The 23,893-nt window shown below is 40.6% G+C and carries 22 protein-coding genes; 9 read left to right on the top strand and 13 right to left on the bottom strand.

Going from position 1 to position 23,893, the window contains the following annotated elements; translation table 11 throughout:
* Window positions 1-10 precede the first annotated feature (10 nt).
* The 4 genes from ACEYW6_RS14805 to ACEYW6_RS14790 form a co-directional block, all read right to left on the bottom strand.
* Window positions 11-865, bottom strand: coding sequence for an ABC transporter permease (locus tag ACEYW6_RS14805; RefSeq protein WP_412980292.1), 855 nt, complete (start codon window positions 863-865; stop codon window positions 11-13).
* Entirely contained in the window at window positions 822-1,676 is an 855-nt protein-coding gene (locus ACEYW6_RS14800) for an ABC transporter ATP-binding protein (protein WP_190893493.1), read from the bottom strand. Before ACEYW6_RS14800 ends, ACEYW6_RS14805 begins: the two co-directional genes overlap by 44 nt.
* Window positions 1,677-1,855: 179 nt before the next feature.
* Window positions 1,856-2,275: a VOC family protein gene (locus ACEYW6_RS14795; RefSeq protein ID WP_412980291.1), complete on the bottom strand. Its 420-nt coding sequence runs from the start codon at window positions 2,273-2,275 to the stop codon at window positions 1,856-1,858.
* A gap of 166 nt (window positions 2,276-2,441) precedes the next feature.
* A complete protein-coding gene (locus tag ACEYW6_RS14790; RefSeq protein WP_412980290.1) occupies window positions 2,442-2,891 on the bottom strand; it encodes a beta-lactamase hydrolase domain-containing protein in 450 nt (149 codons plus the stop codon).
* Between the two features lie 219 nt (window positions 2,892-3,110).
* Between ACEYW6_RS14790 and ACEYW6_RS14785 the strand changes: the two genes are divergently transcribed.
* A complete protein-coding gene (locus tag ACEYW6_RS14785) occupies window positions 3,111-3,866 on the top strand; it encodes a dienelactone hydrolase family protein (protein ID WP_412980289.1) in 756 nt (251 codons plus the stop codon).
* Between the two features lie 570 nt (window positions 3,867-4,436).
* On the opposite strand, the gene ACEYW6_RS14780 is transcribed toward ACEYW6_RS14785, so the two are convergent.
* Both ACEYW6_RS14780 and ACEYW6_RS14775 read right to left on the bottom strand, forming a co-directional pair.
* Window positions 4,437-5,258, bottom strand: a complete 822-nt coding sequence (locus ACEYW6_RS14780) for an NADPH-dependent oxidoreductase (protein WP_412980288.1) — start codon at window positions 5,256-5,258, stop codon at window positions 4,437-4,439.
* 23 nt (window positions 5,259-5,281) lie between these two features.
* Window positions 5,282-6,385: a sulfonate ABC transporter substrate-binding protein gene (locus ACEYW6_RS14775; RefSeq protein WP_412980287.1), complete on the bottom strand. Its 1,104-nt coding sequence runs from the start codon at window positions 6,383-6,385 to the stop codon at window positions 5,282-5,284.
* Between the two features lie 915 nt (window positions 6,386-7,300).
* Here ACEYW6_RS14775 and ACEYW6_RS14770 point away from each other — a divergent pair.
* From ACEYW6_RS14770 to ACEYW6_RS14740, 7 genes are all read left to right on the top strand, one after another.
* Window positions 7,301-8,248: a D-2-hydroxyacid dehydrogenase gene (locus tag ACEYW6_RS14770; protein WP_412980286.1), complete on the top strand. Its 948-nt coding sequence runs from the start codon at window positions 7,301-7,303 to the stop codon at window positions 8,246-8,248.
* Between the two features lie 18 nt (window positions 8,249-8,266).
* Window positions 8,267-9,283, top strand: coding sequence for an aliphatic sulfonate ABC transporter substrate-binding protein (locus ACEYW6_RS14765; protein ID WP_412980285.1), 1,017 nt, complete (start codon window positions 8,267-8,269; stop codon window positions 9,281-9,283).
* Between the two features lie 32 nt (window positions 9,284-9,315).
* On the top strand, window positions 9,316-10,425 hold the full coding sequence (locus tag ACEYW6_RS14760; protein ID WP_412980284.1) for an LLM class flavin-dependent oxidoreductase: 1,110 nt from the start codon (window positions 9,316-9,318) through the stop codon (window positions 10,423-10,425).
* A gap of 34 nt (window positions 10,426-10,459) precedes the next feature.
* Window positions 10,460-11,092, top strand: coding sequence for a hypothetical protein (locus ACEYW6_RS14755; RefSeq protein ID WP_412980283.1), 633 nt, complete (start codon window positions 10,460-10,462; stop codon window positions 11,090-11,092).
* Between the two features lie 132 nt (window positions 11,093-11,224).
* The gene (locus tag ACEYW6_RS14750) at window positions 11,225-11,986 is read left to right on the top strand and encodes a class II aldolase/adducin family protein (RefSeq protein WP_412980282.1); all 762 of its coding nucleotides are present in this window, start codon (window positions 11,225-11,227) and stop codon (window positions 11,984-11,986) included.
* A complete protein-coding gene (locus ACEYW6_RS14745; protein ID WP_412980281.1) occupies window positions 11,983-12,105 on the top strand; it encodes a hypothetical protein in 123 nt (40 codons plus the stop codon). Before ACEYW6_RS14750 ends, ACEYW6_RS14745 begins: the two co-directional genes overlap by 4 nt.
* A gap of 160 nt (window positions 12,106-12,265) precedes the next feature.
* The gene (locus ACEYW6_RS14740) at window positions 12,266-13,450 is read left to right on the top strand and encodes an acyl-CoA dehydrogenase family protein (RefSeq protein ID WP_412980280.1); all 1,185 of its coding nucleotides are present in this window, start codon (window positions 12,266-12,268) and stop codon (window positions 13,448-13,450) included.
* 172 nt (window positions 13,451-13,622) lie between these two features.
* Here the strand turns inward: ACEYW6_RS14740 and ACEYW6_RS14735 are convergent, their stop codons facing one another.
* The 5 genes from ACEYW6_RS14735 to ACEYW6_RS14715 all read right to left on the bottom strand — a co-directional run bounded on the left by ACEYW6_RS14735 (window position 13,623) and on the right by ACEYW6_RS14715 (window position 18,527).
* The gene (locus tag ACEYW6_RS14735) at window positions 13,623-14,000 is read right to left on the bottom strand and encodes a DUF2808 domain-containing protein (RefSeq protein WP_412980279.1); all 378 of its coding nucleotides are present in this window, start codon (window positions 13,998-14,000) and stop codon (window positions 13,623-13,625) included.
* Window positions 13,972-15,321: a DUF2254 domain-containing protein gene (locus ACEYW6_RS14730; RefSeq protein WP_412980278.1), complete on the bottom strand. Its 1,350-nt coding sequence runs from the start codon at window positions 15,319-15,321 to the stop codon at window positions 13,972-13,974. The genes ACEYW6_RS14735 and ACEYW6_RS14730 overlap by 29 nt, the downstream gene beginning before the upstream one ends.
* A complete protein-coding gene (locus tag ACEYW6_RS14725) occupies window positions 15,318-16,325 on the bottom strand; it encodes a mechanosensitive ion channel family protein (protein WP_412980277.1) in 1,008 nt (335 codons plus the stop codon). Before ACEYW6_RS14725 ends, ACEYW6_RS14730 begins: the two co-directional genes overlap by 4 nt.
* Before the next feature lie 31 nt (window positions 16,326-16,356).
* Complete coding sequence (locus ACEYW6_RS14720) at window positions 16,357-17,172, bottom strand: potassium channel family protein (protein WP_412980276.1); 816 nt, start codon at window positions 17,170-17,172, stop codon at window positions 16,357-16,359.
* Between the two features lie 71 nt (window positions 17,173-17,243).
* Entirely contained in the window at window positions 17,244-18,527 is a 1,284-nt protein-coding gene (locus ACEYW6_RS14715; protein WP_412980275.1) for a DUF389 domain-containing protein, read from the bottom strand.
* A gap of 1,226 nt (window positions 18,528-19,753) precedes the next feature.
* Between ACEYW6_RS14715 and ACEYW6_RS14710 the strand changes: the two genes are divergently transcribed.
* Entirely contained in the window at window positions 19,754-20,620 is an 867-nt protein-coding gene (locus ACEYW6_RS14710; protein WP_412980274.1) for a DUF2382 domain-containing protein, read from the top strand.
* A 99-nt stretch (window positions 20,621-20,719) separates the two neighbouring features.
* Here the strand turns inward: ACEYW6_RS14710 and ACEYW6_RS14705 are convergent, their stop codons facing one another.
* Window positions 20,720-21,493, bottom strand: a complete 774-nt coding sequence (locus ACEYW6_RS14705; protein ID WP_196513711.1) for a sucrose-phosphate phosphatase — start codon at window positions 21,491-21,493, stop codon at window positions 20,720-20,722.
* Window positions 21,494-21,790: 297 nt separating this feature from the next.
* Window positions 21,791-23,233: a glycosyltransferase gene (locus tag ACEYW6_RS14700; protein WP_412980273.1), complete on the bottom strand. Its 1,443-nt coding sequence runs from the start codon at window positions 23,231-23,233 to the stop codon at window positions 21,791-21,793.
* Window positions 23,234-23,893: the final 660 nt, after the last annotated feature.

Here is a 23,893-nt window from a genome sequence, read left to right as displayed (position 1 = left end):
TTTCTCCTAATTACATTGCCACCCGTGGATAAAGTCGTCCACAAATCAGGGTTAAGCCTATTAATGTTAACAAGAGAATTGTACAGTCCCAACCAAATCCATAGATACTAGTTCCATTTGCTAGCATCGTGCTGCGTAAGGCATCCACTTCGTAAGTTAAGGGATTAATACCAGACAAAAATTTTAACCAGTCGGGCATCATGGAAATGGGATAGATGGCATTACTAGCAAAAAACAATGGCATAGTTAACAACTGCCCAATTCCGGTCATTCGTTCTCTAGTTTTCACTAGACAGCCAATGATTAAAGAAAATGTGCAGAAACAACCTGCTCCCAGCATAACGACTAATAGCACTTGCAAAAAAGCCAAAGGATGAAGATTAAGTTTGACACCTAATACTAGTGCCAATCCATAAATAACAAATACCTGGGATAAACAGCGCACTCCACAGGCTAGGGATTTCCCTAACACCATCGCTACTCTAGGTGTTGGACTAGCCAAGAATTTATGCACAACTCCTAAATCTCGCTCCCAAATTAGCGTCATACCGCCTGTAAAAATAGCGACAAACAACACACTTTGCGCCAGAATACCGGCAGCCATGAAGTCCAGATAAGGTAAGTCACCTGTAGGAATTGCCCGAATCCGCGAGAATACTTGCCCAAAGATCAGAAGCCACAGTGATGGTTGTACGGCTCTGACTATTAAATCAGTGGGATCATGCCGGAGCTTCCGCACTTCCATTTCGGCAATCACGAGGGTTTTCGTAAATATCTGAATAATTGCAGAGATAATATTGGGTCGGTGAGGAGGTTTTGCTTTAACCCAACCGTTGAGCTGTACGTCTGGTTCTTGCTGTATCACGATAGCTGACTCCTGATGTTAATTGATCCCCTGTGTAGTGAATAAAGACATCATCCAAAGTTGCATTTGATTTATCCAAAGAAGCTTTCAAATCACTTGGTGTGCCTGTTGTCACAACTTCGCCTTGCTGCATAATCGTCACTCGGTTACACAGGCTATCGGCTTCTTCTAAAAAGTGAGTAGTTAAAAATATGGTTGTGCCGTAATCTGCGCGGAGTTGTTGCACCAGTTGCCATACCTGAGTACGAGCAATGGGATCTAGCCCTACAGTCGGTTCATCAAGAAACAAAATCTTGGGTTGGTGCATGATGGATTGAGCAATTTCTAGCTTGCGGATCATGCCACCAGAGTAGTTACGTACTAAGCGATGGGCTGCATCTTGCAAACCCATAAAATCTAGAACTTCGCTGATACGTCTTTGCCTATGCTTAACAGGAATGTCGTATAGCTTGGCAAAAATTAAGAGATTTTCATAGCCTGTAAGACTACCATCAGCAGAAAGAGCTTGGGGTACATAGCCAAATAGTCGTCTGACAGCAGCAGCCTGATGAGTTACATCATAGCCAGCTATAGTTGCTCTCCCTGCACTTAGGGGCAATAGAGTCGTCAACATCTTGATGGCTGTGCTTTTACCTGCCCCATTCGGGCCGAGTAAACCAAAGACCTCACCTTGTTTTACTGTGATACTCAAATCATTTACAGCAACTGCTTTACCGAAGTAACGTGTCAGTCCTTGTGTTTCTAAAATCACTGCTTTAGGGCTACTAGCAAGTGATTCAGACAAATCAGCGTTTCCCGTAAGTCTTGTCACGAGTTTGATGCACTTTTAATATTTAGTCTATCTAAATATTAGCTTCGCATATCTGGTTAGAAAGTCAAGAGTCTATTTTGTGTTGGATAAATTCCAATACAGTTCAGATAACCCAAAACCCTCATGTAGAGATGCGATTTATCGCGTCTTAAAATACCAATTATCTCCACCAATAACCCTTAACCCAAGCGTATTGGGGTAAATTCCGCTATTTCTATGCGATTCCCACCAGGATCGCGGATAAAAAAGCGATCGTATCCAGTTGGAAGGCGATCAGCTACGCTGGGCGGTACGCGATCGCTAATAATTTCTACCCCATGAACTTGCAGATGTTTGGCAAATGCTTCTAAGTCGTGGACTCGGAAACATATATGCCGTCTAGATACTTGGTTATTTGCCTGCTTCTCTATACCTACGTGGATTTGAATATCCCCCAGCACATACCATGCGCCCCCATTAGCTTGGAGAACCAATGGTTTAGTAATTTCAGTGAGTTTTAAAACTTGACTGTAAAAAAACAGCATCGCGTTTTCCACTTCAGGTGGTGATGTCACCTGAATATGATCGATTGCTGTGAGCCACACTTTGATTTCCTCCATTTTTTATGTTTATTGCAACGTGTAATGCTTGTTTGTATTGCTTTCAAGCATTGAAGTTAATAAATTTATTTGAATTTATAGTGGGTAAGAGCAAACAGGGTAATGCTGAAGATTCAACAATTACTGATAATCATTGAAGCTCACAAGTTTTCTTCAAATTTCAGAACTAACTTTTTTCTGTCTGCTTTTCGGTATATCTCTCCAGCAAAAATTGCTTCAGGTGTGGCTGATCTAAACTAATTCCTAAATCGGCGGCTTTTTGCGTAATTTGCTCATAACTCAGACTTTCCTGAATCGCATTAGCAATCAAGGCAATTCCCGATGCTCTAGCACCAGCAGCACAGTGAATTAATATTGGCTTGGGTAAATCGGCAATTTTCTCAAGTGCTGCTTTCGTTAACTCTTGATTTGGTTCTGTAGGTTTTAAGGGGATGTTGGTATATTGCAGTCCAGCCGCTTCTGCTTTCTGCTGTTCGTCACTCAAAAAACCCTGCTCATCAGGGGAGCGCAAATTGATCACCGACTTGAACCCCTCAGCTGCTGCTTGTTGTAATTGTTCTGGGGTCAGTTGTCCAGCTGCACTTAGATCATCACTAATCTTTTTAGAGTTTGTCATATTACTACATTAAATCGATAAATTTATCGTATTTTAACAGTAATGCCATTAGAATCGCTCTAATTCTTGTCTGGAATATTGGCAACAGCACTTGTTTTTCTTACTTAGTTATGGAATGATACTTTTATAAAATACGGTAACTCGACAAATTTACTGTAGTATTTTGCTAGATATCAAGAACAATCAACTATCAACGAGATTGTAGGCTACATCCTAAAAATGGCAACCACAGAAATTCGCACAACTAAAGTTAAAGTCCCAAACGGTGATTTGCAAATTGATGCTTACCTAGCTGAACCTGCAAAACAGGGAAAATTCCCCGCCGTTATCGTGATTCAGGAAATCTTTGGGGTAAATATTCATATTCGGGAAGTTGCCGAGAAGTTTGCCAAGGAGGGATATGTAGCGATCGCTCCTGCACTTTATCAAAGAACTGCTCCGGGGTTCGAGGCTGTATACACCCAAGAAGATATCCAGCGTGGTAGAGGCTATAAAGAGCAGACTACAGCAGAAGAAATATTGAGCGATATTCAAAGTGCGATCGCCTATTTGCGAACTCTGCCAAATGTCCAAAAAGATGCGATCGGCTCGATTGGTTTCTGCTTTGGTGGCCACGTTGTTTACTTAGCAGCCACTCTGCCAGACATTAAAGTTACAGCTTCCTTTTACGGTGGCGGGATTACCAACTCTACACCTGGTGGTGGTGAACCCACTCTCACCCATACTTCCAAAATTAAAGCCCCCATTTACGCGTTCTTTGGCACTGAAGATCAAGGCATCCCGCTAGAACACACAGAACAAATTGAAGCCGAATTAAAGAAACATCAAATTTCTCATAAAATCTTTCGTTATGAGGGAGCAGGGCATGGATTTTTCTGCAACCATCGTGCTAGCTACAATCCCGAAGCTGCCGCCGACGCTTGGCAACAAGTCTTAGAATTATTCCAAAAAAACCTCCAACTGCAAACAGTCTAAATTTCAACGTTATGTGGAAAAGTCCACCAAAAACCTAATCCCCTTCCCGACGCGCAGGGTGGTTTCATACGAAAAAAGAAAAATACATAAGTCTTGATTTCTCGTTTTGTAACATAGCTTTTTACCCCTCTCCAAACCTCTCCCCGAAACGGAGAGAGGCTTTGAAACCCAGTTTTAGTTTTTCTCTGCTTGTATGAAACCACCCTGTCCTTCCCGACGCGGGAAGGGGAAAATTCAAAGTCTCTCTCCTTTTAGGCTACGGTGTACACACAAGTAGGAAATAGTAGTCTGTCAAGGAATAATTGACGAGTCCATTCTTTGTAGAGACGGCGATTTATCGCGTCTCCCTAACGGTCAATTTTTTAGACGCGATAAATCGCGTCTCTACATGAGGGGTTTCTGGCTTATCCCAAGGGTATTGGGATAAAACTGGTGACTTGTGTGTACACTGTAGCCTTTTAGGAGAGAGATTTAGAGAGAGGTTTTCCAGATGCCGCTGAATTGTCAGCTGCTGAATGGGGACTGCTTCTTTGCCTTTGTAGAAACGCGATTAATCGCGTCTCTACTTTTTCATCGCAACTCAAAACCCAAATTTTTCAAAGCTTCCTGCAAGCGATCGCGTCCCGATAGAGATTCAGCAAACGCTACTCGTTTAGCTGAGTGTTCCGACCAATCGCCAGCAACATTCATCTGTTGGGAACTGTAGAATGCTTTCATAATTTGGTTGTAAAGAGCAATTTCCTGGTCTTGTTTCTCTAATTGATAAGTCTCCCGATGTAATACTGCTGCTTGGGGTAAACGCGGTTTAACTTCCACATTTACAGATGAATCTGCATAACCAACACACAAGCCAAAAACGGCAAAGACATGAGGCGGTAAATTTAAAACCTCTGCCACCTCTTCTGGACGGTTACGCAATGCACCAATATAAACTGTTCCCAAACCCAAAGATTCTGCTGCGACAACAGCATTTTGCGCTGCTAATGCTGCATCTATAGCCGCCATCAGAAACATTTCCAGATAATCCAATCCTTCATGGGGTAATCCTTGACTTTCAGCGACAGATGTTAATCTCGCCAAATCTGCTAACCACACCAGAAATAAAGGACACTGGCGAATATGCGCTTGGTTATTCGCCAACTGCGATAACTTCTCCTTACGTTGTGCATCTTCTACTGCAATTACACTCCATGTCTGGAGATTTGAGGAAGTCGATGCAGATTGGGCTGCTGCTACCAAAGTTTCTAGAGTATTTGATGGTAGGGGATCGCTCAAGTAAGCGCGGATTGAACGGTGGGATAGCAAATTAGATATTGTCTCATTCCAAGGAATATCTGCATTGAACGCGTCTACGCCATAACGACGATGGAATAACTCAGTAGGATTGGTCATAATTACGAACTACTAATTACGAATTATTTAATTTTGGGTGAAAAAGCTGCATATTGCTCAGGTGTAAGCATCGCTTCTTTGACGTTAATTTGTTTGGGAATCAATTTCAATTCATAGAATTTATCAGCAACTTGCTGCTGAAGAGTAATTAATTCTTGAGAGATTGGTGTGATGCCAAACTTTCTTCTGTTGGTAGTCTTTTTCATTGTTTCCAAATCAATGCCCAAAATGGGGGAGAGACTTGCAGCTACTTCATCTCGATGTTGATCAGACCATTGTTCAAAATTTTGAATCTCTTCTAGTAATGTCTTAATAATTGCTGGTTGCTGGCTAGCAAATTTTTGGCTGGCAAGGTAATATCCTCCCTGTTTATTAATTCCTGTGCCATCAATTAATACACGAGCATCGCTAGATTTTTCGGCTGCTGCGTAAAATGGGTCCCAAATTGACCAAGCATCAATACTACCTTTGATAAAAGCAGCACGAGCATCGGCTGGTGGTAAATATATGGGTTGAATATCACTATATTTTAAACCATATTTTTCTAAAATTTGTACTAGCATATAATGGGCGCTAGAGCCTTTTTGTAAAGCAATCTTTTTCCCTTTGAGATCGTTGACTGTTTTGATAGCAGAATTTTTGGAAACAAGAATTGCTGAACTAGCAGGACTTGGAGCGATTCCTACGACATATGTGATTGCAGCACCTCCTGCTTGAGCAAAAATTGGTGGCGATTCTCCAGTGTGCCCAAAGTCAATACTGCCAACATTCATAGCTTCTAAAAGCTGTGGCCCAGCCGGAAATTCAATCCATTCAACAGATACACCCTCAGGTTGTAATCGCTTTTCTAAAAGCCCTTTACTTTTTAGGAGAATTGCTGATTTTTGATAGCCAAATCTGACTACTGATGCTTTGGTTTGAGTGGAATTATTTGCAGATACAGTTGTAGTATTACTTGGATTATTTGCTGTACAAGAAGCAAATAGCAAGCTGAGGCATAAGCCAGTAATAAAAGCTACAGTAACTTGTATAGGAACAGTTGATAATAACCGGGTTTGACTAGCAAATCTGAAAACAACCCATTTTTTGCAATAGATTATTATGCGCTTAAATAAAAAATTAAACATTAATTTTTACCTCTTTTGTTAGGGGAAATGCTAAGTTTATTCATTGCCACGATTGTTAGACCAAGTAATTGATGATGATTTGGCTAAATTTATATATTTACTTAATTTACACTAAATCGGTCAAATTACAGTACTTTAATTTTTACAAGATAGTAGCATCCCATAAAAATTTTAGTAAATGGGTAGTTACAGCTACAAATTCAATCTCAAAATATAGTTGCTTGTGTTAACAAAATCTGGTATAGTCAACTTTTTAATACCAAAATGCAGGAAATCCGCAAAATTGCCGAATTTTACTAAAATTGCCATAGATTGAAGTTTTTCGGCTCGATTATCTGAAATAAAGCTTTTACTATTTATTACAACTTGATTCAATCGATTTTAACTTTTATTAAGATAGCTCTTGATTTTTTGAGAAAAGTGTGTAAAGCTCTTTTGTGTATAAACTCCGGTAAGTCGACCAAGAATTAGTAGTAAATATTAAAGTGCGATCGCAGTTTGCGAAGCGTTCCGCAGCAAAGGTGGGGTGTAAGCCCATCGCCCCAACTTTGGCGCTTTATTCGCACACAGTCATCATTGCCACTAAAGGCTGTGCTTTTTTGAGCAAAGCACTAAGTTGCAATGTGTATGGGGATGGATACCTTTTTGCAGTTGAGGTGGGTGCGAGAATGTCATGGATGGAATTTTTAAATCTAGGCGGATCGTCGCACCTGCTTTTTTATTTATCAACAAAGGTGTAGATATAAGCAAGCAGAAGGAATATAGACATCGCATCTTCCTAATTTTTTATCTCCAATTCAAAAGGTGAAATGACATATCTGCATTATTTTTTGCCCGAATAATATCTCCAACCAAGTGCCCAGATGCACTGCTTAAAACTTACCGACAAAGTGATTGTTAAGGGAGTTATCAGCTTTGAAAATTATTCTACCAATAGACGTAGCCACAGAACTTGAAGCTCATTTACCTGATGACACAGTAGTTGTACGTGTTGACAGTGAAGGTAAGTTGGATGGTGATGCTACAAATGCCGAGGTTTACTTTAGCTGGTTTTTCCTCAAACCTACAACATTGCATCAAGTTTTAGAATCTGCGCCACAATTGCGTTGGCATCATGCACCAAATGCGGGTGTAAATCACATCGTTACACCCAAATATATAGAACGTAACCTCATTTTAACCAACGGTGCGGGAGTTCATGCGGTTCCCATAGCTGAATTCGTCATTGCCTATATGCTTTCCTATGCCAAACAACTATCCAAATTACACCAACAACAGACTCAACACCGTTGGCAAAAAGGTCTGCCAATTCAAGAATTACTAGATAAAACCTTATTAATTATCGGTGCAGGTGGAATTGGGCAAGAAATTGCTTCCCGTGCTAAAGCTTTTGGGATGCGGATTTTTGGAAGTCGTCGTCACCCGCAACCACTACCTAACTTTGACAAAGTAGTGGGTGCAGATGAATGGAAACCACTTTTGGGCGAAGCTGACTATGTTGTAATTGCCACACCTTTGACTTGGGATACTAAAGGCATGATCGATGCTGAGGTACTGCGCTTGATGCGTAAGAGTGCTTATTTAATTAATATTGCTCGTGGTGCAATTGTGGATGAATTTGCACTGGTTAAAGCCTTAGAAGATGGGGAAATTGCCGGGGCTGCTTTAGATACTGTGTTCACAGAACCGCTACCAGCAGAAAGTCCATTGTGGTCGTTACCCAACGTTTTTATTACACCCCACTGTTCTGGTAATTCTCCCAGAGTTAAGGAGCGATCGCTTGCTCTGTTCCTAGATAATTTCACACGTTATCGCCAAAGTAAACCTCTGCGTAACATCGTAGATCAAACAGTAGGTTATTAATTCATTTGGACTACTCTGATGATTCCTTTCTCACAGTCCAGATCGCAACAAATCAGTAGCTTTTTAGTGACAACTCTGTTTATCAGTGTTCTAACTGCTAGCTGCACTCGCACTAGTGAAAGTTCTACAGCCATACCTGTAAGTAATCAAACTTCAGAAAAACCTCAAGTAATGCGATTGGGTTATCAAAAAGGGGGGATTATTCCTATTGCACGTCAGCGTGGCGAATTAGAGAGCCAACTACTAACTCAAAACATCAAAGTAGAGTGGAGTGGTCCCTTCGATCGATGTGCAACACTCTTGCAAGCCATCAACGGTAATCGAGCCGATATTGGTGGCTGCGGTGATATTCCTGCCATCTCTGGAATTGCTGCTGGACAGCCTCTTTGTATCGGTTCCTTACAGCGTCCTAGACCAGATGCCTTAGGTAATGCGATCGTAGTTCGTCGTGATTCCTCTATAAAGAAACCTGCGGATTTGGTAGGTAAAAAAGTTGCGGTTAACCAAGGAGGTGCAGGGGAATATCTACTATTAAAAGTTTTAGAAAGAGAGAATATCCCCAAAGAGCAAGTCCAGCGAGTTTATCTATCGCCAAATGATGCTGCACCGGCTCTTTACCAAGGTACTATTGATGCTTGGGCAGTTTGGGAACCTTATATTTCCATTGCAGAATTAGAACATGATGCACGGCGAATTACCACTACTCACCCTGCTCCTACCTACGGCGTAATGCTGGTTCGCAGCGACGCAGCTAAGGAAAATCCTACAGCAGTGAAAACTACTCTGACAGCTTTGAGTCAGGATGGTGAATGGCTGAATCAAAATAGTGATGCTGCCGCAGATTTTATGGTTAAAGAACTAAAAATTTCTGAGGCTGTAGCCAAGCAGGCGACTAAAAATCGAGGTCAAGAGTCTTATGTGTTTCCTAATAATAAAGACATTACCAATCTTCAGAAAACTGCTGACTGGCTACTAGAGCAAAAAATTCTGCCTCAACGGGTAGATATTGCAACTGCGATTTGTCCTTTGAAATAAAGCATATATTAATTCAACTAGGAGTAAAATTTATGCCGATTGAATTTATTGGCATGATTGGCACCAGACAAGCATCAGAATTACATGGTGCAGCTGTATCCTTGACAGGGGGAAGTATAGATACTGCTTATGTCCGTAAGTTTGCTAAAGTCCACGAAGATGGCGGATTTGATCGGGTTCTAGTGGGATACAGTTCTACAGGGCCTGATGGTTTTAATGTGGTGAATTATGCTGCTAATGTCACAGAAAAAATCAAGTTTTTATTGGCCCATAGACCGGGTTTTGTTGCTCCTACTTTAGCTGCACGCAAATTAGCCACGTTAGATCATTTTACGAATGGTCGCGTTGCTGTGCATATCATTACTGGTGGTAGTGATGCCGAGCAAAAACGAGATGGTGACTCGCTCGATCACGATACCCGCTATCGGCGTACTGATGAATATCTGGATATTGTGCGGCGAGTGTGGACAAGTGAGGAACCTTTTGATTATGAAGGTGAATTTTATCAAGTCAAGCAAGCATTCTCGGAGGTAAAACCATTACAGAAACCCCATCTTCCCATATATTTCGGTGGTGCTTCCGATGCAGCTGTGAGTGTCGGGGCAAAACATAGTAATGTGTATGCTTTTTGGGGAGAACCCATTGCGGCGATTAAGCAACGCATCGCTGAAGTCAAAGCTGTTGCACCGCTAGGAAAGTCTTTTGGGTTTAGTGTTTCTTTGCGTCCAATTTTAGGGGATACAGAAGAGAAAGCATGGGAAAAAGCGCGATATATTCTGTCGCGGGTGAAAGAAAACCGTGCTAAAGCAGGGATTCAAATTCCATCTGGTGCTTCAGCCAGACCGCAAGCCGTTGGTTCAAGGCGGTTGCTAGATTTTGCCCAAGACAGTGAAATTTACGATAAGCGTCTCTGGACACCGATCGCAGCTGCTACAGGAGCTTATGGTAATACTACAGCTTTGGTGGGGACTCCAGAACAAGTAGCAGAATCGTTATTTGATTATTACGATGCTGGAGTGACAACACTTTTGATTCGCGGTTTTGACCCTGTGGAAGATGCGATCGCCTACGGTCGAGATGTGATTCCGTTGGTAAAAAAAGAGGTGCAGCGAAGAGAACAACAAACAGTCACTGTTGCCTAGATTGAAAGAAGAGAAATCTAAAATCCAAAATCCTATGCCTTACACAACTGCTCTCGAACCCTCAGAAACAGACCAATGGTTTGTTGATAGTCCTAAATTATCTGAGTTTGTAATTACTGCCAAAGAAATTATTGCTAGCACAAATCATAATCGCATAGAAACCCTCAATATCCTTGAACCGTATTTTGCCGCCCTACTCCAGAGACAGGATTGGCTACCAGAACATTTTGCTCAACCAAATCCTGAAGGTGGTTTGGGTGGTGGTATCGGACAATGGTTGCTGTATCGTTCTCAAGAGTTAACTATTTTTAGTTTAGTGATTCCTCCTAATTCCATCACTCCTATTCACGACCATTTATCTTGGGGACTTGTTGGGTTATATCAAGGCAAACAAGAAGAAACTGTATACCGTCGCTTAGATAATAGTGAAATAGAAGGATTTGCTCAGTTAGAAATTGTTGGTCTGTATCAAGTAAAACGTGGTGATATTTACCGTTTGTTGCCTCCCGATGGAGATATTCACTCTGTGAAAGCCACTACAATATTTGCGCCATCCATCTCAATTCATGTTATGGGAAATGATACTGGCAGAATTTTTAGAAATAAGTATAATCCAGAACAACAAACTATCCAGTCTTTTCGCTCTGGGTACTCCAATGCGCCTTAACAAAAATCGGCGGGAATCCTTTCCCTTCAAGGGATGAGAGGAATAGCCGCCCGCCGATTTGGTCATTAGTCATTTGTCCTTAGTCATTGGTACTAATTACCAAGACTATTACGAATTACGAATTAGTAAAATATGCCAAAATTCGACAGACCTCAACCGCCAGTCTTTGAACGAGTCGAAGATGAACGCCTTTACCGTAAACAACACTTAGCTGCGGCTTTTCGCTTATTTGGCCGTTTTGGCTTCAGTGAAGGAACAGCAGGACATATTACAGCTCGTGACCCAGAATTTACTGACCATTTTTGGGTTAACCCCTTAGGGAAATACTTCGGCCATATCCGTGTTTCTGACCTCATTTTGGTGGATAGTCATGGGGAAGTTGTTAAAGGGAACGCGCCTGTGAATCGGGCAGCTTTTGCGATTCATTCCCAGATTCATGAGGCGCGTCCTGATATAGTGGCGGCGGCTCACGCTCATTCTCTTTATGGTAAATCTTGGTCAAGTCTGGGTCGTCTACTTGATCCTTTAACTCAAGATGCTTGTATCTTTTATCAAGACCATGCCCTATTTGATGACTACAAAGGTGTTGTCTTAGATACTTCTGAAGGGAAAAGAATTGCTGAAGCTTTAGGGGATAAGAAAGCTGTGATCCTGAAAAATCATGGCTTTTTAACTGCGGGGTCAACAGTAGATGCAGCTGCTTGGTGGTATATTTCCTTTGAACGTTCATCTCAAGCGCAACTTTTAGCAGAAGCAGCAGGTAAACCTGTTCCTATTGACCATGAAATTGCGACGTTAACACACAGCCAGGTGGGAACTGATTCTGGGGGTTGGTTTAGCTTTCAGCCACTTTATGAAAGGATTATCGAGGAAGAACCAGATTTGCTGAATTGACAAGATGGGGCGCGGGTGCTGAAGTCAGCAACAGATATTTTGATGCCATAGAAGGACAACAACAGCGTCCCCCAGAATTACTTCCTGTTTCTGATGAAGCGATAAGCCTGACGGCATAGCTAGCGCTTACCGCATCTCAACAACAATTTGCTGATACTTTTTTCCAAGCCAGTGTAATTCCTTCACAAGTTGATGTCAAACAACTATGGGACAGTAGTTTTAATGAAGATATCGCCAAATGCAATTAGCACTGTCTCCAGTAGGTAGGAATTGAGCAAAATGTCACAATCACCTGTTTTAGAAGCTAATACAGCAGTATCTGTTGATTTGTTGAAGCTTGCCGAGTCGCTGGCGGCTGATTTTGCCACTCGTGCAGCCATCCACGATCGCGACAGTTCTTTTCCTTTTGAGAATTTTCAAGCTCTCCACCAAGCACAACTGTTAAGTCTCACGGTTCCCAGAGAATTTGGTGGACAAGATGCAGGGTACGCCACCGTCTGTCAAGTAATTGAAAAGATAGCCAGTGGTGATGCTTCTACAGCTTTGGTGTTGACCATGCACTACTTACAACATAGTAATGCAGCCCGGACTCGTCGTTGGCATCCCGCAGTTTATGAGCGGCTGTGTCGGGAGTCAGTTACAGGTATTGCTTTACTCAATGCTGCCCGTGTGGAACCAGAATTAGGTACACCCGCCAGAGGAGGACTACCAGCCACAATTGCCAAACAAACAGATAGTGGTTGGCTGATAACTGGTCACAAACAATACACTACGGGCAGTCCAATCTTAAGTTATTTCGTCGTTTGGGCGCGAACAGATGAAGAGAAACCACGAGTAGGCAGTTTTCTTGTCCCACGCGATCTTTCTGGTATGAGGATTGAGGAAACTTGGGATCATTTAGGGATGCGAGCTACTGGCAGCCACGACCTAATTTTAGAAGATGTCTTGATTCCTCAAGAATACGCTTTGGATATGCATCCTCTGAACACTTTTTTAGCACCAGACCCTCTAAAATTAGCAGGTGGTAGTTTGTGGTTGAGTGCATTATATCAAGGAGTAGCCACAGCAGCGCGAGATTGGTTAGTTGAGTATTTGAATGAGCGATCGCCTACTAATTTAGGTGCTAGTTTAGCAACTTTACCCCGATTTCAAACAGCCATTGGTGAAATCGAAGCATTACTGTACGCCAATCAACGACTAATTTACAGTTTGGCGGATGATATTGATCGAGGTGAGTATGACACCAAAATTGGTTTACAAGCGCAAACAGTGAAATATCTAGCTACAAATAATGCCATTCGCGCTGTAGACATTGGACTAGAACTGATTGGTAATCCGGGTTTATCCAAAAAAAATCCTCTGGAAAGACATTATCGAGATGTACTTTGCAGTCGCATTCATACACCGCAAAATGATGCAATTTGTTTGTCTTTAGGGAAATCAGCACTAAAAATTACAACCTAATAGCAATTAATAGTCACAGCTTACACCTATCAACAGTGAGCAGATGTTTAATGGACAAGTTGAAAGAGAGCTATTAAATGGAGTGCCTTGGTTATCTGGGCAACAGCCCCAACCACCAACTCATCTTCAGTTATTAGTCGATGAACAACAGCAAAGACGAGATATCTGGGAGTTACCAAAAGAAAATAGCCCCGAACCGGGGCCAAGAAAAATACACTTCCATAAATTCAAATCTTCTTAATAATTCATAGGCATCAACACCATAGAATTGTAAGCGAGCAGTCCCACTGATTGGGTTATATGTTGATAGAGTCTGCATTTGGAACTGGTACACACTGTCGTACATGGGATTACGAAAAGGTTTCAAGCCGATAGTGATTGTTTTACCGGGTGCAACTGGTTGGTCAAAAGTGACAATCACAGTTTGTGGTTGATTTTCTCTGTTCGCCAGCGTGATTCCTAACTTTTGTCCTCTACGGGCTAACTTGTTAGCAGTCTCACCTTTTCCTTCATTTTTCTGGTTAATCCCAATCCTTATTAGTGTGATCATTATTTAAATTTTTAATCACCTGGTAATATCTCTCTTCTACATTTTTGTAGTCTTGTTCTTGTGAGATTCCCTCACGGCTATCTTGTAAAATAATATCAGCATGATGCCGAAGCACATCTTGATATTTTGAAGTTTTAGTGTAAGTAGCAATTAAAGCTATAGCTTCTAATAAACGAATAGTGACTGCTACATCAGATCGTCCATACTGGCGAATTTGATTAAAAGCAGCATCTGTTAATCCCTTAAACTTTACACCTTCGGCAATGACGCGCAGTTTATTATTATTGTCATAGCGATAAGATGAAGGGGAATTTTTTTGAACAAGGTGACATAATCCAGCACTTAATTGGTCAATACAGCGAATTGCAGTAAATGGGTCATTCACAGCAGGAGAGATAGCACGTAGGGCAATTTCTACTAACTGATTGATAGGAAATTCTACATCCTGTTGCTCTGTACGTTCTTTGCCTAAAATAAAGGCATCATTTATTTCTTTAGTAAGTTTTTTAGTTACTTTTTTCCCAGGAAAAACCAAGACTAAATCGCTACCTTGAACTAGAAATTTTCCCGGTCTAACCTTAAGGCGTACTAGCAAATTCTGCTTGCAAGCAATCTTCATTAATTCTTCGTCGTCAATTGCTTGTAAATAACCAGTGCCATTAGCTCGAATCGGTAAAGCTTCCTCCTCAAAAGACATGGGAATTTCTATAACTCCAAGGTTATCTTCTGGTTCATCACGCCCTATTTTTTCGGGAAATAAACGGTTAATCGCTGAATGTAAATCTTCACTAACATTTTGGATTACGTGAGATGCCTGAATTATTGTTGAAGCATGATGGATAAAATAAATCAAAACACCAATGCTAATAATTGCGAGTAAAATGCCGACTGTAACGGCAAGTTGGGGTACAAACTCGCTGTATCCATCTCCTTCTCCATGAATTGTTCGCAGTACGAGCAAGCAGTAAATGAATGTACTAATAAATGTGCCAAGTACAACTTGATTACCTGTATCCTGCATAAAATTACGCAGAAGTCGCGGCCCAAAATTGGAAGCAGCCAACTGAAGCGCCACAATTGTAATTGAAAAGGCTGTAGCAGCAACGCTAATCATGGAACCTGCAACTGATCCTAACAGCGATCGCGCTCCATCTGCTCCACCTGTATAAACCCACCAATAATTAATTTCCACCTTATCTGTACGGTCAAGATTAAGTATTGTGAAAGCTAAAGCAGTAGCTACTACCGCCATAACTGCTGGTATGAACCAATAACTTGAGTGGAGTTGATCCCAAAGTTTGCTTAACTTGACATTTCTCATTTTTCGTTGGTTTGAGAATCTACTTTACCGTTGTTATCTTGTGAGGAGCGCACTTGAGCAAGTAACCTAAGTGAATCACTGATGCGGCGAGGCTTCGGTACTTCACCTTTACCAGATGGCCAACCTTCACGCTGACGGGAGCGATCGCCATCTGTCTCTTCGGTCTGGTCGTGGAACAAAATTTGTCGAGTCGGGAAGGGCAAATCAATGCCGTTTGCAACAAGCGTTTTCTTAATTGCAGTAATCACTTTATCCCGTGATTGCAGATCATCTATCCGTCGTGGTGGATGAATCCACCAACGCACACGGATGTTAACAGTGCTTTCGGCAAGTTCCATTACTAGTACATCAGGAGCCGGATCTTTTAAAACTTCATTTACACTATGCATTGCGTCTAGCATTAACTGCTTGGCACGGTCAATATCGTCGTTGTAGCCAATGCCGACATCATACTCTAATCGTCGGTTATCAAAGGCAGTGTTTACAGTTACCGAATTAGTAAATAACTCAGAGTTAGGAATGACAATCCGCCGACCGTCATAAGTTCTGATTGTTGTTGCACGTGTCTCGATATTTTCGACTGTTCCTTCAAAGCCTTTAAAAACAATTTGGTCATCAATTTGAAAAGGTTCAGTCAGTAGAATTAAAATTCCAGCTAAGAAGTTTTGCAAAATATCGCGGAAAGCAAAACCAATTGCTACACCGCTAATTCCCAATAGCTGTATCAAATCACCCGCTCTAAATGTAGGAATAACAATGGAAAGGGCAATAAACAATCCAATTAAAATTGTTAGCCCTTGCGCTAATCTTCCTAGAACTAGTCCCAGATTTCGGGCAGAACGACGATTGCGAGTTAACCGCTTTACCAGTACCTTAATTCTACTAGCAACAAACAAAAAGAAGATGAAGACAATTAACCCTAATACAATGTTCGGTAGCAAAGCTATGAACCCGTTAATCATGCTTTGAACCTTATCCCAAGCTGCGGAGATTTCTGCATTCATGAATTTTCCTCACTAATTAATCTTTGCTAAGTCAATGCTTTGGATTCTGATACAATAATTCTTGAATTTCCTCCCTCAATGCTGCGATTTCACTCTGAAGCAGTTGAATCGATTTCGCTCCAGCTAACTCTGCTTCGTCATCATCGGCATCACGACCAATAAAGAATGTTGCTAAAGTCGCAGTCACATAGCCAAACACGGCAAACGCATACAATGCTAAGAAAAAACAAAGTAGCCGTCCTTCGGGCGTTTTGGGCCAATACTCAGAACCCATCGTTGTTATAAGCATTGCTGTCCACCATAAAGCAGTACCGTAGTTGTGTAACCCTGATTCCACAGGAACTTCGTTTTCAAACGCATACATCCCTGCTGCTCCTATTAAAGTAACAATCATTGTTAATGCCACAACATAACTAAATCCTCTACGGCTAATACTTGCTCCCAAAACCCGCATTCCTCGGTTAGCACGAGTCATGACTCGCAATAGTTGTAGCCCTCGCACAGCCCGCGTTGTTCGTAGTATTCGGATGACTCGTATGATGCGAAAAGTACGCAATGCTGGCAACACCAAAGAAATAGCTGTTAGCCAGTTGCTTTTGATATAAGAAAATTTATGAGGAGCGATCGCTAGTTTAAGTAAAAAATCTAATATAAAAATAATCCAAATAGTCATGCTAAAGGCTTCCAGTAAAGAATTTAGCCGCCAGATAATCTCGATGATGAATAGTGCTAGCCATACAAAGCCCAGCACCAGCATTGGAATTTCTAGCCAATCTTCCAACTGTTGCAAGACTTCATTACGTTCTTTTTCTAGGGCTTGTTTTTCTGAAAGCTTTAAACTACTCATAAGATTAATTCGTAATGACGCTCGATGACTCGCTAACGTAATTCGTAATTCGTAATTTTAGAGAATTGGTCTTATTGTTTACTAGCAGGTGTTTCTAGCACGTTGACATCAACTAGAGGTGTTACATTTAAGTCCTGTTTCAATAATTGGGTTTGAATTGATTGGGTGAGGCGTAAGCGAATTTCTTCACTAGACGCTGTAACTCCCGGTTGACGCTGTACATAAACAACAGATAGCAGGGTATCCTGACCTTCAATATTGGATCGTGTAAAGCGGACATTCGACTCCACTAATTTTGCTAAACCAACTTGCTCCACAGTTTTCTGAACTTGGGCGTTGGCACGTTGGGCAAGGCTAGAGCGTTGTAAATTGGGAGAATGGGAAAACTGCCAAGTCAGCAAACCTGCCAATGCGATGACAGATATCACTAAAGCAATACCGAATACCCGTTTTTTACCACGCCCATAGCGAGTTCCTTGAGCAGACAGCCCGAATATTCGGAATAAGAGGGATGCTGAAAAATTAATGCCGCATAGTTGCAAAAACAGCAAGAATAGCCCCGAAATTACCATGTCCCATCTGCCAATTGCACTTGCCATACCGACAATTCCCGCAGATGGAGCTAAGGAAGCGGCAACTAACATTCCGGTCGCTGCCCCAGATACTAAACTACTCCGTTCTGACTGCATCAAGTTGAGCGCCCCTGCTGCTCCGGCTGCCAATGGCAAAATCACTGCGACTGCTGAAACTTGGCTACTTTGTACCATTAAACTGGTGGGAATTTCTTGCCGTAATATCAGACTAAGTAGCCAAGTAGTAGCAATTGTGACTGCTAAAGCTGCAAAATACCGTAAAACACTCCGCCCTAAGAGTTTGCGATCGCCCCATGCAGTAGCGATCGCTGTATTCATCGCCGGGCCTGCAAACGGAGCAATAAGCATCGCCGCCACCAGCAAGTAAGCTGTATTAGTATACAAGCCAATCCAGACTACAAAGCCTGCTAGTGCTGCATAACCAAGAAAACCTTGCCAAGAGCCAACACTTTGTAAACCAGAAAGAAAAATCTCAATCGGACTGCGTTCTTCCACATCTACAACTTGTTGGGGCGCTTCCGATGCAGGTGGTTGCAGAATCATCACACCAGTTGGTATGAGCGTAATCTGCACTTTGGGCAAGTCTTGCAACTTCTCCAGAACTTTGCCAACTTCTCGATTAGAAACATGAACAATCACTACATCAATCGGTTCTTCTCCATTTCCTTCAAATCGAGCTAGATTTGTGCCGTTATGAGATTTGGCAATATCGATAACAGCTTTTCCGTTTCCCCGTGGTACTTGGATAATGAGTTGACGCATTTTCACCTCCTAACGCTAACCATCTTGTTTTTTCAGACAATAACTCTACTATCTAAAGAAAGATTTTTTGAAAGATGTATCTCATCCTTAATTAATATTTTATTTTGTCTAAAAATTGGTATGAACTAGTAAAATAACTGATAAGTTAAATAGAAAAACAGGTTATTAAGTAAGGTTTTATAACGTTATCTTTTGGATTTAATATAAATCTATATAGTGGAAAAACGTGGAAAAATTCGCTATTTTTTAACCAAAATTTTAGATTCTTATTACTAAACTTAGGATTTTTCTCTTATAGGTTGTTTGAAAGTGTTTGGCAGTGATTTTAGACCCTTGTTGATCCCCCTAACTCCCTTAAAAGAAGAGAATCGGAATCAAAGTTCCCCAATTTATCGGGGAATTTAGAGGGATATCAAACTTTTGATACCGACAAGAGGAATTTTAAAACATCCTCTTATTATGAGCCTTTACTAAAATATTGATGATTTTGATATTTTGACTGTTGCGTTATCTATACCTAAAGTAATAAGTATAATCAGCCTTTAGTAGTATTTAAAGCCGTTGTAGAATTTTCTCCACTAAATCTCCACTATTTACTAATAACCATTGAAGAAGCATATCAATAAGGATTTATGTCGGGTTATTCTGGTGGTTATTTTCGTCCCAATCAATCGGTTTCTAAGGTTGAGGCAATAGTTGCTTTAAAGACAGGTCTGAATTTAACCACTGATACACTTACGCAGATGCCAATAAGATTCCGTAATATGCAGTTGGAGATGTAGCGACAGCGACTAAAAAAATATAGTGGTCAACCATCCAAATCCTAAACTTCTTAATCCCAGTAAACCTTCAACTAGAGGAGAGATTACATCTTTAGTTTATCAAACTTTAGTGTACCAAGGAAAAATAGAACCACTTCCTACTAATTCATCTGCTAATCAATATGTTGTTACTACTCCTGTCAACAACCAAAATACTCAATGAATGTGACTGGTCTTTAATTAAAGCTAATATTAGCGGCATTTGGCTTATTTTAGTTTGAAAAACATAGTTACAAACCTCCAATATCTTAGTCAGAGGTTGTATCTCGTCCTAAAATATACTTTTCTGAAAACTTTAAGATATAGTTATAAATTAAATCAAGTACCTAATATCTTTCTTTAGAAAGAAGTAGTAAAAAATCTTATTTTTAAAATTGTAAGTATAGATGTTGGAGCAAAAAGAATATGGCTTTATACAAACTGGAAGAGTTTGCTGCCAACTATGGCAATGCAGATTTTGATAACTACGACCTTAAGAATTTTGATGTCTATTCAGACATAGATGACGATAAAGTTGGCAGTGTCAAACACATCTTGGTGGATGATTCGGGTCGCGTGCGCTATTTAGTTGTTGATACAGGTTTTTGGTTCTTTGGTAGACAAGTATTGTTACCAATTGGGCGTTCCCGAATAAGCTATAGCAATCGGCGCGTGTATGCTATCGGGCTGACGAAGCAGCAAGTAGAAAGCTTACCAGATTTTAATAATTTGGAACAGATTGATTACGATTATGAGGAACGGGTGCGGGGAGTTTATCGGACTCCAATCAGACAAGCAACTTTAGATACATCGACACCTGTAAATGCACCACCAATCTCTGGCGATCGTAATGCATACAGGTATGAAGATGAACCAAATCTTTACAATATGAATCAGCAGGATCATCAAAACCTGAAACTATACGAAGAACGTTTAGTTGCCAATAAATCCCGTGTTAAGACAGGAGAAGTATCTATTGGCAAACATGTGGAAACTGAGACGGCAAGGGTTGCTATACCAGTTGAAAAAGAACGCATAATCATTGAACGCACTACTCCAGAACAGTCTGGTAGAACTGTATCGCCTGCTGAGGCTGACTTCCGCGAAGGAGAAGTTACTCGCATGGATCTTTATGAAGAAACCCCTGATATTCAGAAGGAAGCCGTTTTGCGTGAGGAAGTGAAAATTAAGAAAGTAGTTGAACAGGATACAGTTGAAGCCGAAGGTACTGTTCGTCGTGAGGAATTAGACATTAATAAGAACGATGAGCGATTACGTGACAGAAGAAGCTAAATGGCTTTGAGATAACTCCTAGTGAAATATCCCCGTACTTTAAGAAGCTAAGTGCGGGGCAATTTTTGACATTCAAAGTTAATTTGGAATAGGTTGTGATCACCTATGATGGGGCGTAGCCCATCGCCATCTGTTAGGAAATGGCAAAATATTAAAATAAATCAATCCTTCAAGAATACCTGCGGCACCAGGGTAGTGAGCTAGAAAGTGCCAAGGGTAATGTGTCTTATAATACCACCACAGAAGTTCGGTCTGGGCATTAGCAACGATAATCCCAGCTGATGGCTGTTGAAATAAACTGATGTCATTTCCAGAACCACCACAGATAACGGTTGCATCTGATTGCGCTTGCAGCAATTGTTGCAGATATGCAGTTGCTTTACCCTTATTACTGTTCTTGGGTATGATATCAACATCTCGCCCATTGCTGAAAACTACCTGAGTCTGCAATCCAGTAAAAGCTAACAAATCTTCTAAATCATGAATAACCTCAAGCGACGCATCCATATCTAGCCAAAAGCTTAATTTATAGGGAGTTTGTTCACTGTCGGGTTGAGGTATCAGTGCAGAAAAGTAGCTAGCAATTGTCCAAACTGCATCCCAATCCCAATCTTTTGAGATTTGATTTGCCCAATCATTTTCTAAAAGCACACCCTGTTGATAAATCTCAGTACCTACACTAGCAATCAAATAATCGGGCTTCAAAAGCTGTGCTTGTGTTATCACCCGACGACTAGAAGCATAAGACCGACCAGTAATATAGACTAAGTACATCTGGTTGCGTATAGCTTCTAGCCTTTGGTTTAAAGCGGCAATAGCTCGATTGTTACCAACCAAGGTATTATCTAATTCAATAACTAAAAGTAGTTTCATATTTGCTTGTTTCCACTTGTTAAAAAATTACATAAATTTAAAGATGTGTAGATAACTTATATATTTCAATACGGAAGTATAGCCTTACCTCTGTATTAATAACACTAGTGTTAGCGTTGTATGTGCTGTGCTAAAAGCCGTTACACTCTCGGCTTTAACACTAAATGAAATATTGTTTCTAGATATTTTATCAAACGTCAACTAGAATACTCTGTAAATAGACTAATTAAAGCTTTTTGCTCAGATTACAAAATTTCAAACACTAACTTGGCGACTATCTCAGCTTTTACTTTGAATTTAACTCGTTGCCCACTTCAAAATACCATTATAAAAGGAGTCAATTAATTTTTCTAGAGCTTTAATTTCACGAGATTTTAAAGCTTTCGATTTTAACAAATTTTGGATTTGCTTTTCCAACTCTGGAGTTAAATTTTTAGCTTGAATAATTTCTTGAACAAACGTATCAAGTGTTAAAGATTGGTAGAGTTCGTGAACTTGAGCCGCAACTCCCTGAGTGCTAAAACGAGACTGAACCCAATTCTGTGCAGCATTGCCATAGCTCTCTTTTAGAGGCGGATTTTTTAACAGATTGTGAATAGCGATCGCTAATGCTGTAGAATCACAGGGAGGAACCAAAAGCCCAGTTTCACCATGTACCACCGTATGCTGTAATCCTCCCACATTACTAGCAATCACAGGTGTTCCGGCTGCCATTGCTTCAATCGCAACTAAGCCAAAAGGTTCGTAGTAACTCGGTACAATGCAGATATCCCCTGCGGCGTAGTAAGCAGGTAATAGTGTTTGAGAGATTCGTCCCGTGAAAACTGTAACTGCTTCCAATCCCAGTTCGTTCACCAAAGTTTGAATGCGTTGTTGTTCTTGGAAGTCTGCTCCATCTTCACGGCTGCCACCAACTAGATAGAATTGAAATGTATCAGGCAAACTGGCGCAGGCTTTTACTAAGGTTTCAACTCCCTTGCGAGGGTCAAAGCGTCCTACATACAAGATAATCTGAGAATCTGAAGCAATTCCCAACTGTTGGCGAGCAACTTCTTTACTTATAGAACCAAAGTGTTCAGTATTAATTCCACAGGGAATGACTTTAATACGTCCATGTTGCGAAATTAACTGACGTAAATCTTCTGCTTCTTGGGGGCTGGTGGATATTACACAATCTGCTTGTTCTAAAATTGCTTTCTCTACACAATGGCGAATCGCAGCAATCTGCGGTGGATTTTCCACATTCCGATATTTAACTGCCCCTATAGAGTGATAGGTATGAACTTGGGGTAGTCCCAATCGAGATTTAAGTTGCAATCCCACCCAAGCAGAAAGCCAATAATTAGTGTGAATCAGTGCATAGCTACGCCCTGTTCGTTGTTGAAAATTCAGCCAAGCTTCTACAAATTCCGGTAGATATTCAAATAAATTATTTCTAGAAATGAATTCTGCTGGGCCAGCATTTAGACGAATTGTGCGACACCCTGGTGCTAATTCCACAATTTCTTCTTGGTTAGGGTATTCGCGTCGGGTAAACATATCAACCTGACAGCCGCGTTTTGCTAATGCTAACCCCAATTCTCGCACGTAGACATTTTGACCACCTGCTCCTTCTTTACCAATTTCAGCTGTAGGGTCGCCATGAACTGAAATTAGTGCATAAATGGGTTGAGAATTTGGCGTTTCTTGAGCAGATTTTTCTGGACATTTAACTAAACTCAAAGAAGCAAGAGTATTCATAATTAAAATTTATTTCTAGATTACAGAAAAATCCACAGCTAGGTTATTTATAGTAAAAAATTTTACAAGTTACCTATCATTCAAGGAAATGTGTAAAAACCTTCTAGGAAACATAAACGAATAACTTCGACTTAACTTTTTATTCGTTTGGGAGCATTCTGGAAGAGAATCAATTAATAACCGAAGTGCTTCATTAATTGATATCTGATGCTCTCCTGCATAATTTTTAAGCTTGCGATACTCTTCGTTGCTAATAACAATATTAGAAATATTCACTGAAAAATGAGACATAAAAATCTCCTAAAAGCTGAAATTTACTTTCCAAAAATACTTTTGTTCTGGATATTACACTTTAGAAGTTTAAATATCGGTTAGTAATTGGGTAAAAATCGGTTATTAAAAAATTAGCCAGAAAGAATTCAGGAGTCAGCAATCATAATTCATAATTTAATTATGATTCAACACTATTTAATTTAAGAAGAATTTGAGCCAAGATTATTGTAAACTTGTATCTTATTTTGAGATGCTATTTAATAATTAAGGATTAAAAATAAAATAATTATGTATTTTTTGCTTTATTGACGTAAAAATTAAAATTCTCCAAACCAATAATTAAATTGGTTTGGAGAACTCTAGTGTTCTGGTGTAAAAGAAGAGGTT

This window comes from Nostoc sp. UIC 10607, from assembly GCF_047228265.1.
Classification (GTDB): Bacteria; Cyanobacteriota; Cyanobacteriia; order Cyanobacteriales; family Nostocaceae; genus Nostoc; species Nostoc foliaceum_A.
This window is presented reverse-complemented; position numbering and strand designations above follow the sequence as displayed.

Bases quoted from the DNA above. Each gene is read 5' to 3' on its own strand.
- ACEYW6_RS14795 (WP_412980291.1), bottom strand. From the start codon at position 2,275: ATGGAGGAAATCAAAGTGTGGCTCACAGCAATCGATCATATTCAGGTG.
- ACEYW6_RS14790 (WP_412980290.1), bottom strand. From the start codon at position 2,891: ATGACAAACTCTAAAAAGATTAGTGATGATCTAAGTGCAGCTGGACAA.
- ACEYW6_RS14785 (WP_412980289.1), top strand. From the start codon at position 3,111: ATGGCAACCACAGAAATTCGCACAACTAAAGTTAAAGTCCCAAACGGT.
- ACEYW6_RS14780 (WP_412980288.1), bottom strand. From the start codon at position 5,258: ATGACCAATCCTACTGAGTTATTCCATCGTCGTTATGGCGTAGACGCG.
- ACEYW6_RS14775 (WP_412980287.1), bottom strand. From the start codon at position 6,385: ATGTTTAATTTTTTATTTAAGCGCATAATAATCTATTGCAAAAAATGG.
- ACEYW6_RS14765 (WP_412980285.1), top strand. From the start codon at position 8,267: ATGATTCCTTTCTCACAGTCCAGATCGCAACAAATCAGTAGCTTTTTA.
- ACEYW6_RS14760 (WP_412980284.1), top strand. From the start codon at position 9,316: ATGCCGATTGAATTTATTGGCATGATTGGCACCAGACAAGCATCAGAA.
- ACEYW6_RS14755 (WP_412980283.1), top strand. From the start codon at position 10,460: ATGCCTTACACAACTGCTCTCGAACCCTCAGAAACAGACCAATGGTTT.
- ACEYW6_RS14750 (WP_412980282.1), top strand. From the start codon at position 11,225: ATGCCAAAATTCGACAGACCTCAACCGCCAGTCTTTGAACGAGTCGAA.
- ACEYW6_RS14740 (WP_412980280.1), top strand. From the start codon at position 12,266: ATGTCACAATCACCTGTTTTAGAAGCTAATACAGCAGTATCTGTTGAT.
- ACEYW6_RS14735 (WP_412980279.1), bottom strand. From the start codon at position 14,000: ATGATCACACTAATAAGGATTGGGATTAACCAGAAAAATGAAGGAAAA.
- ACEYW6_RS14730 (WP_412980278.1), bottom strand. From the start codon at position 15,321: ATGAGAAATGTCAAGTTAAGCAAACTTTGGGATCAACTCCACTCAAGT.
- ACEYW6_RS14725 (WP_412980277.1), bottom strand. From the start codon at position 16,325: ATGAATGCAGAAATCTCCGCAGCTTGGGATAAGGTTCAAAGCATGATT.
- ACEYW6_RS14720 (WP_412980276.1), bottom strand. From the start codon at position 17,172: ATGAGTAGTTTAAAGCTTTCAGAAAAACAAGCCCTAGAAAAAGAACGT.
- ACEYW6_RS14715 (WP_412980275.1), bottom strand. From the start codon at position 18,527: ATGCGTCAACTCATTATCCAAGTACCACGGGGAAACGGAAAAGCTGTT.
- ACEYW6_RS14710 (WP_412980274.1), top strand. From the start codon at position 19,754: ATGGCTTTATACAAACTGGAAGAGTTTGCTGCCAACTATGGCAATGCA.
- ACEYW6_RS14705 (WP_196513711.1), bottom strand. From the start codon at position 21,493: ATGAAACTACTTTTAGTTATTGAATTAGATAATACCTTGGTTGGTAAC.
- ACEYW6_RS14700 (WP_412980273.1), bottom strand. From the start codon at position 23,233: ATGAATACTCTTGCTTCTTTGAGTTTAGTTAAATGTCCAGAAAAATCT.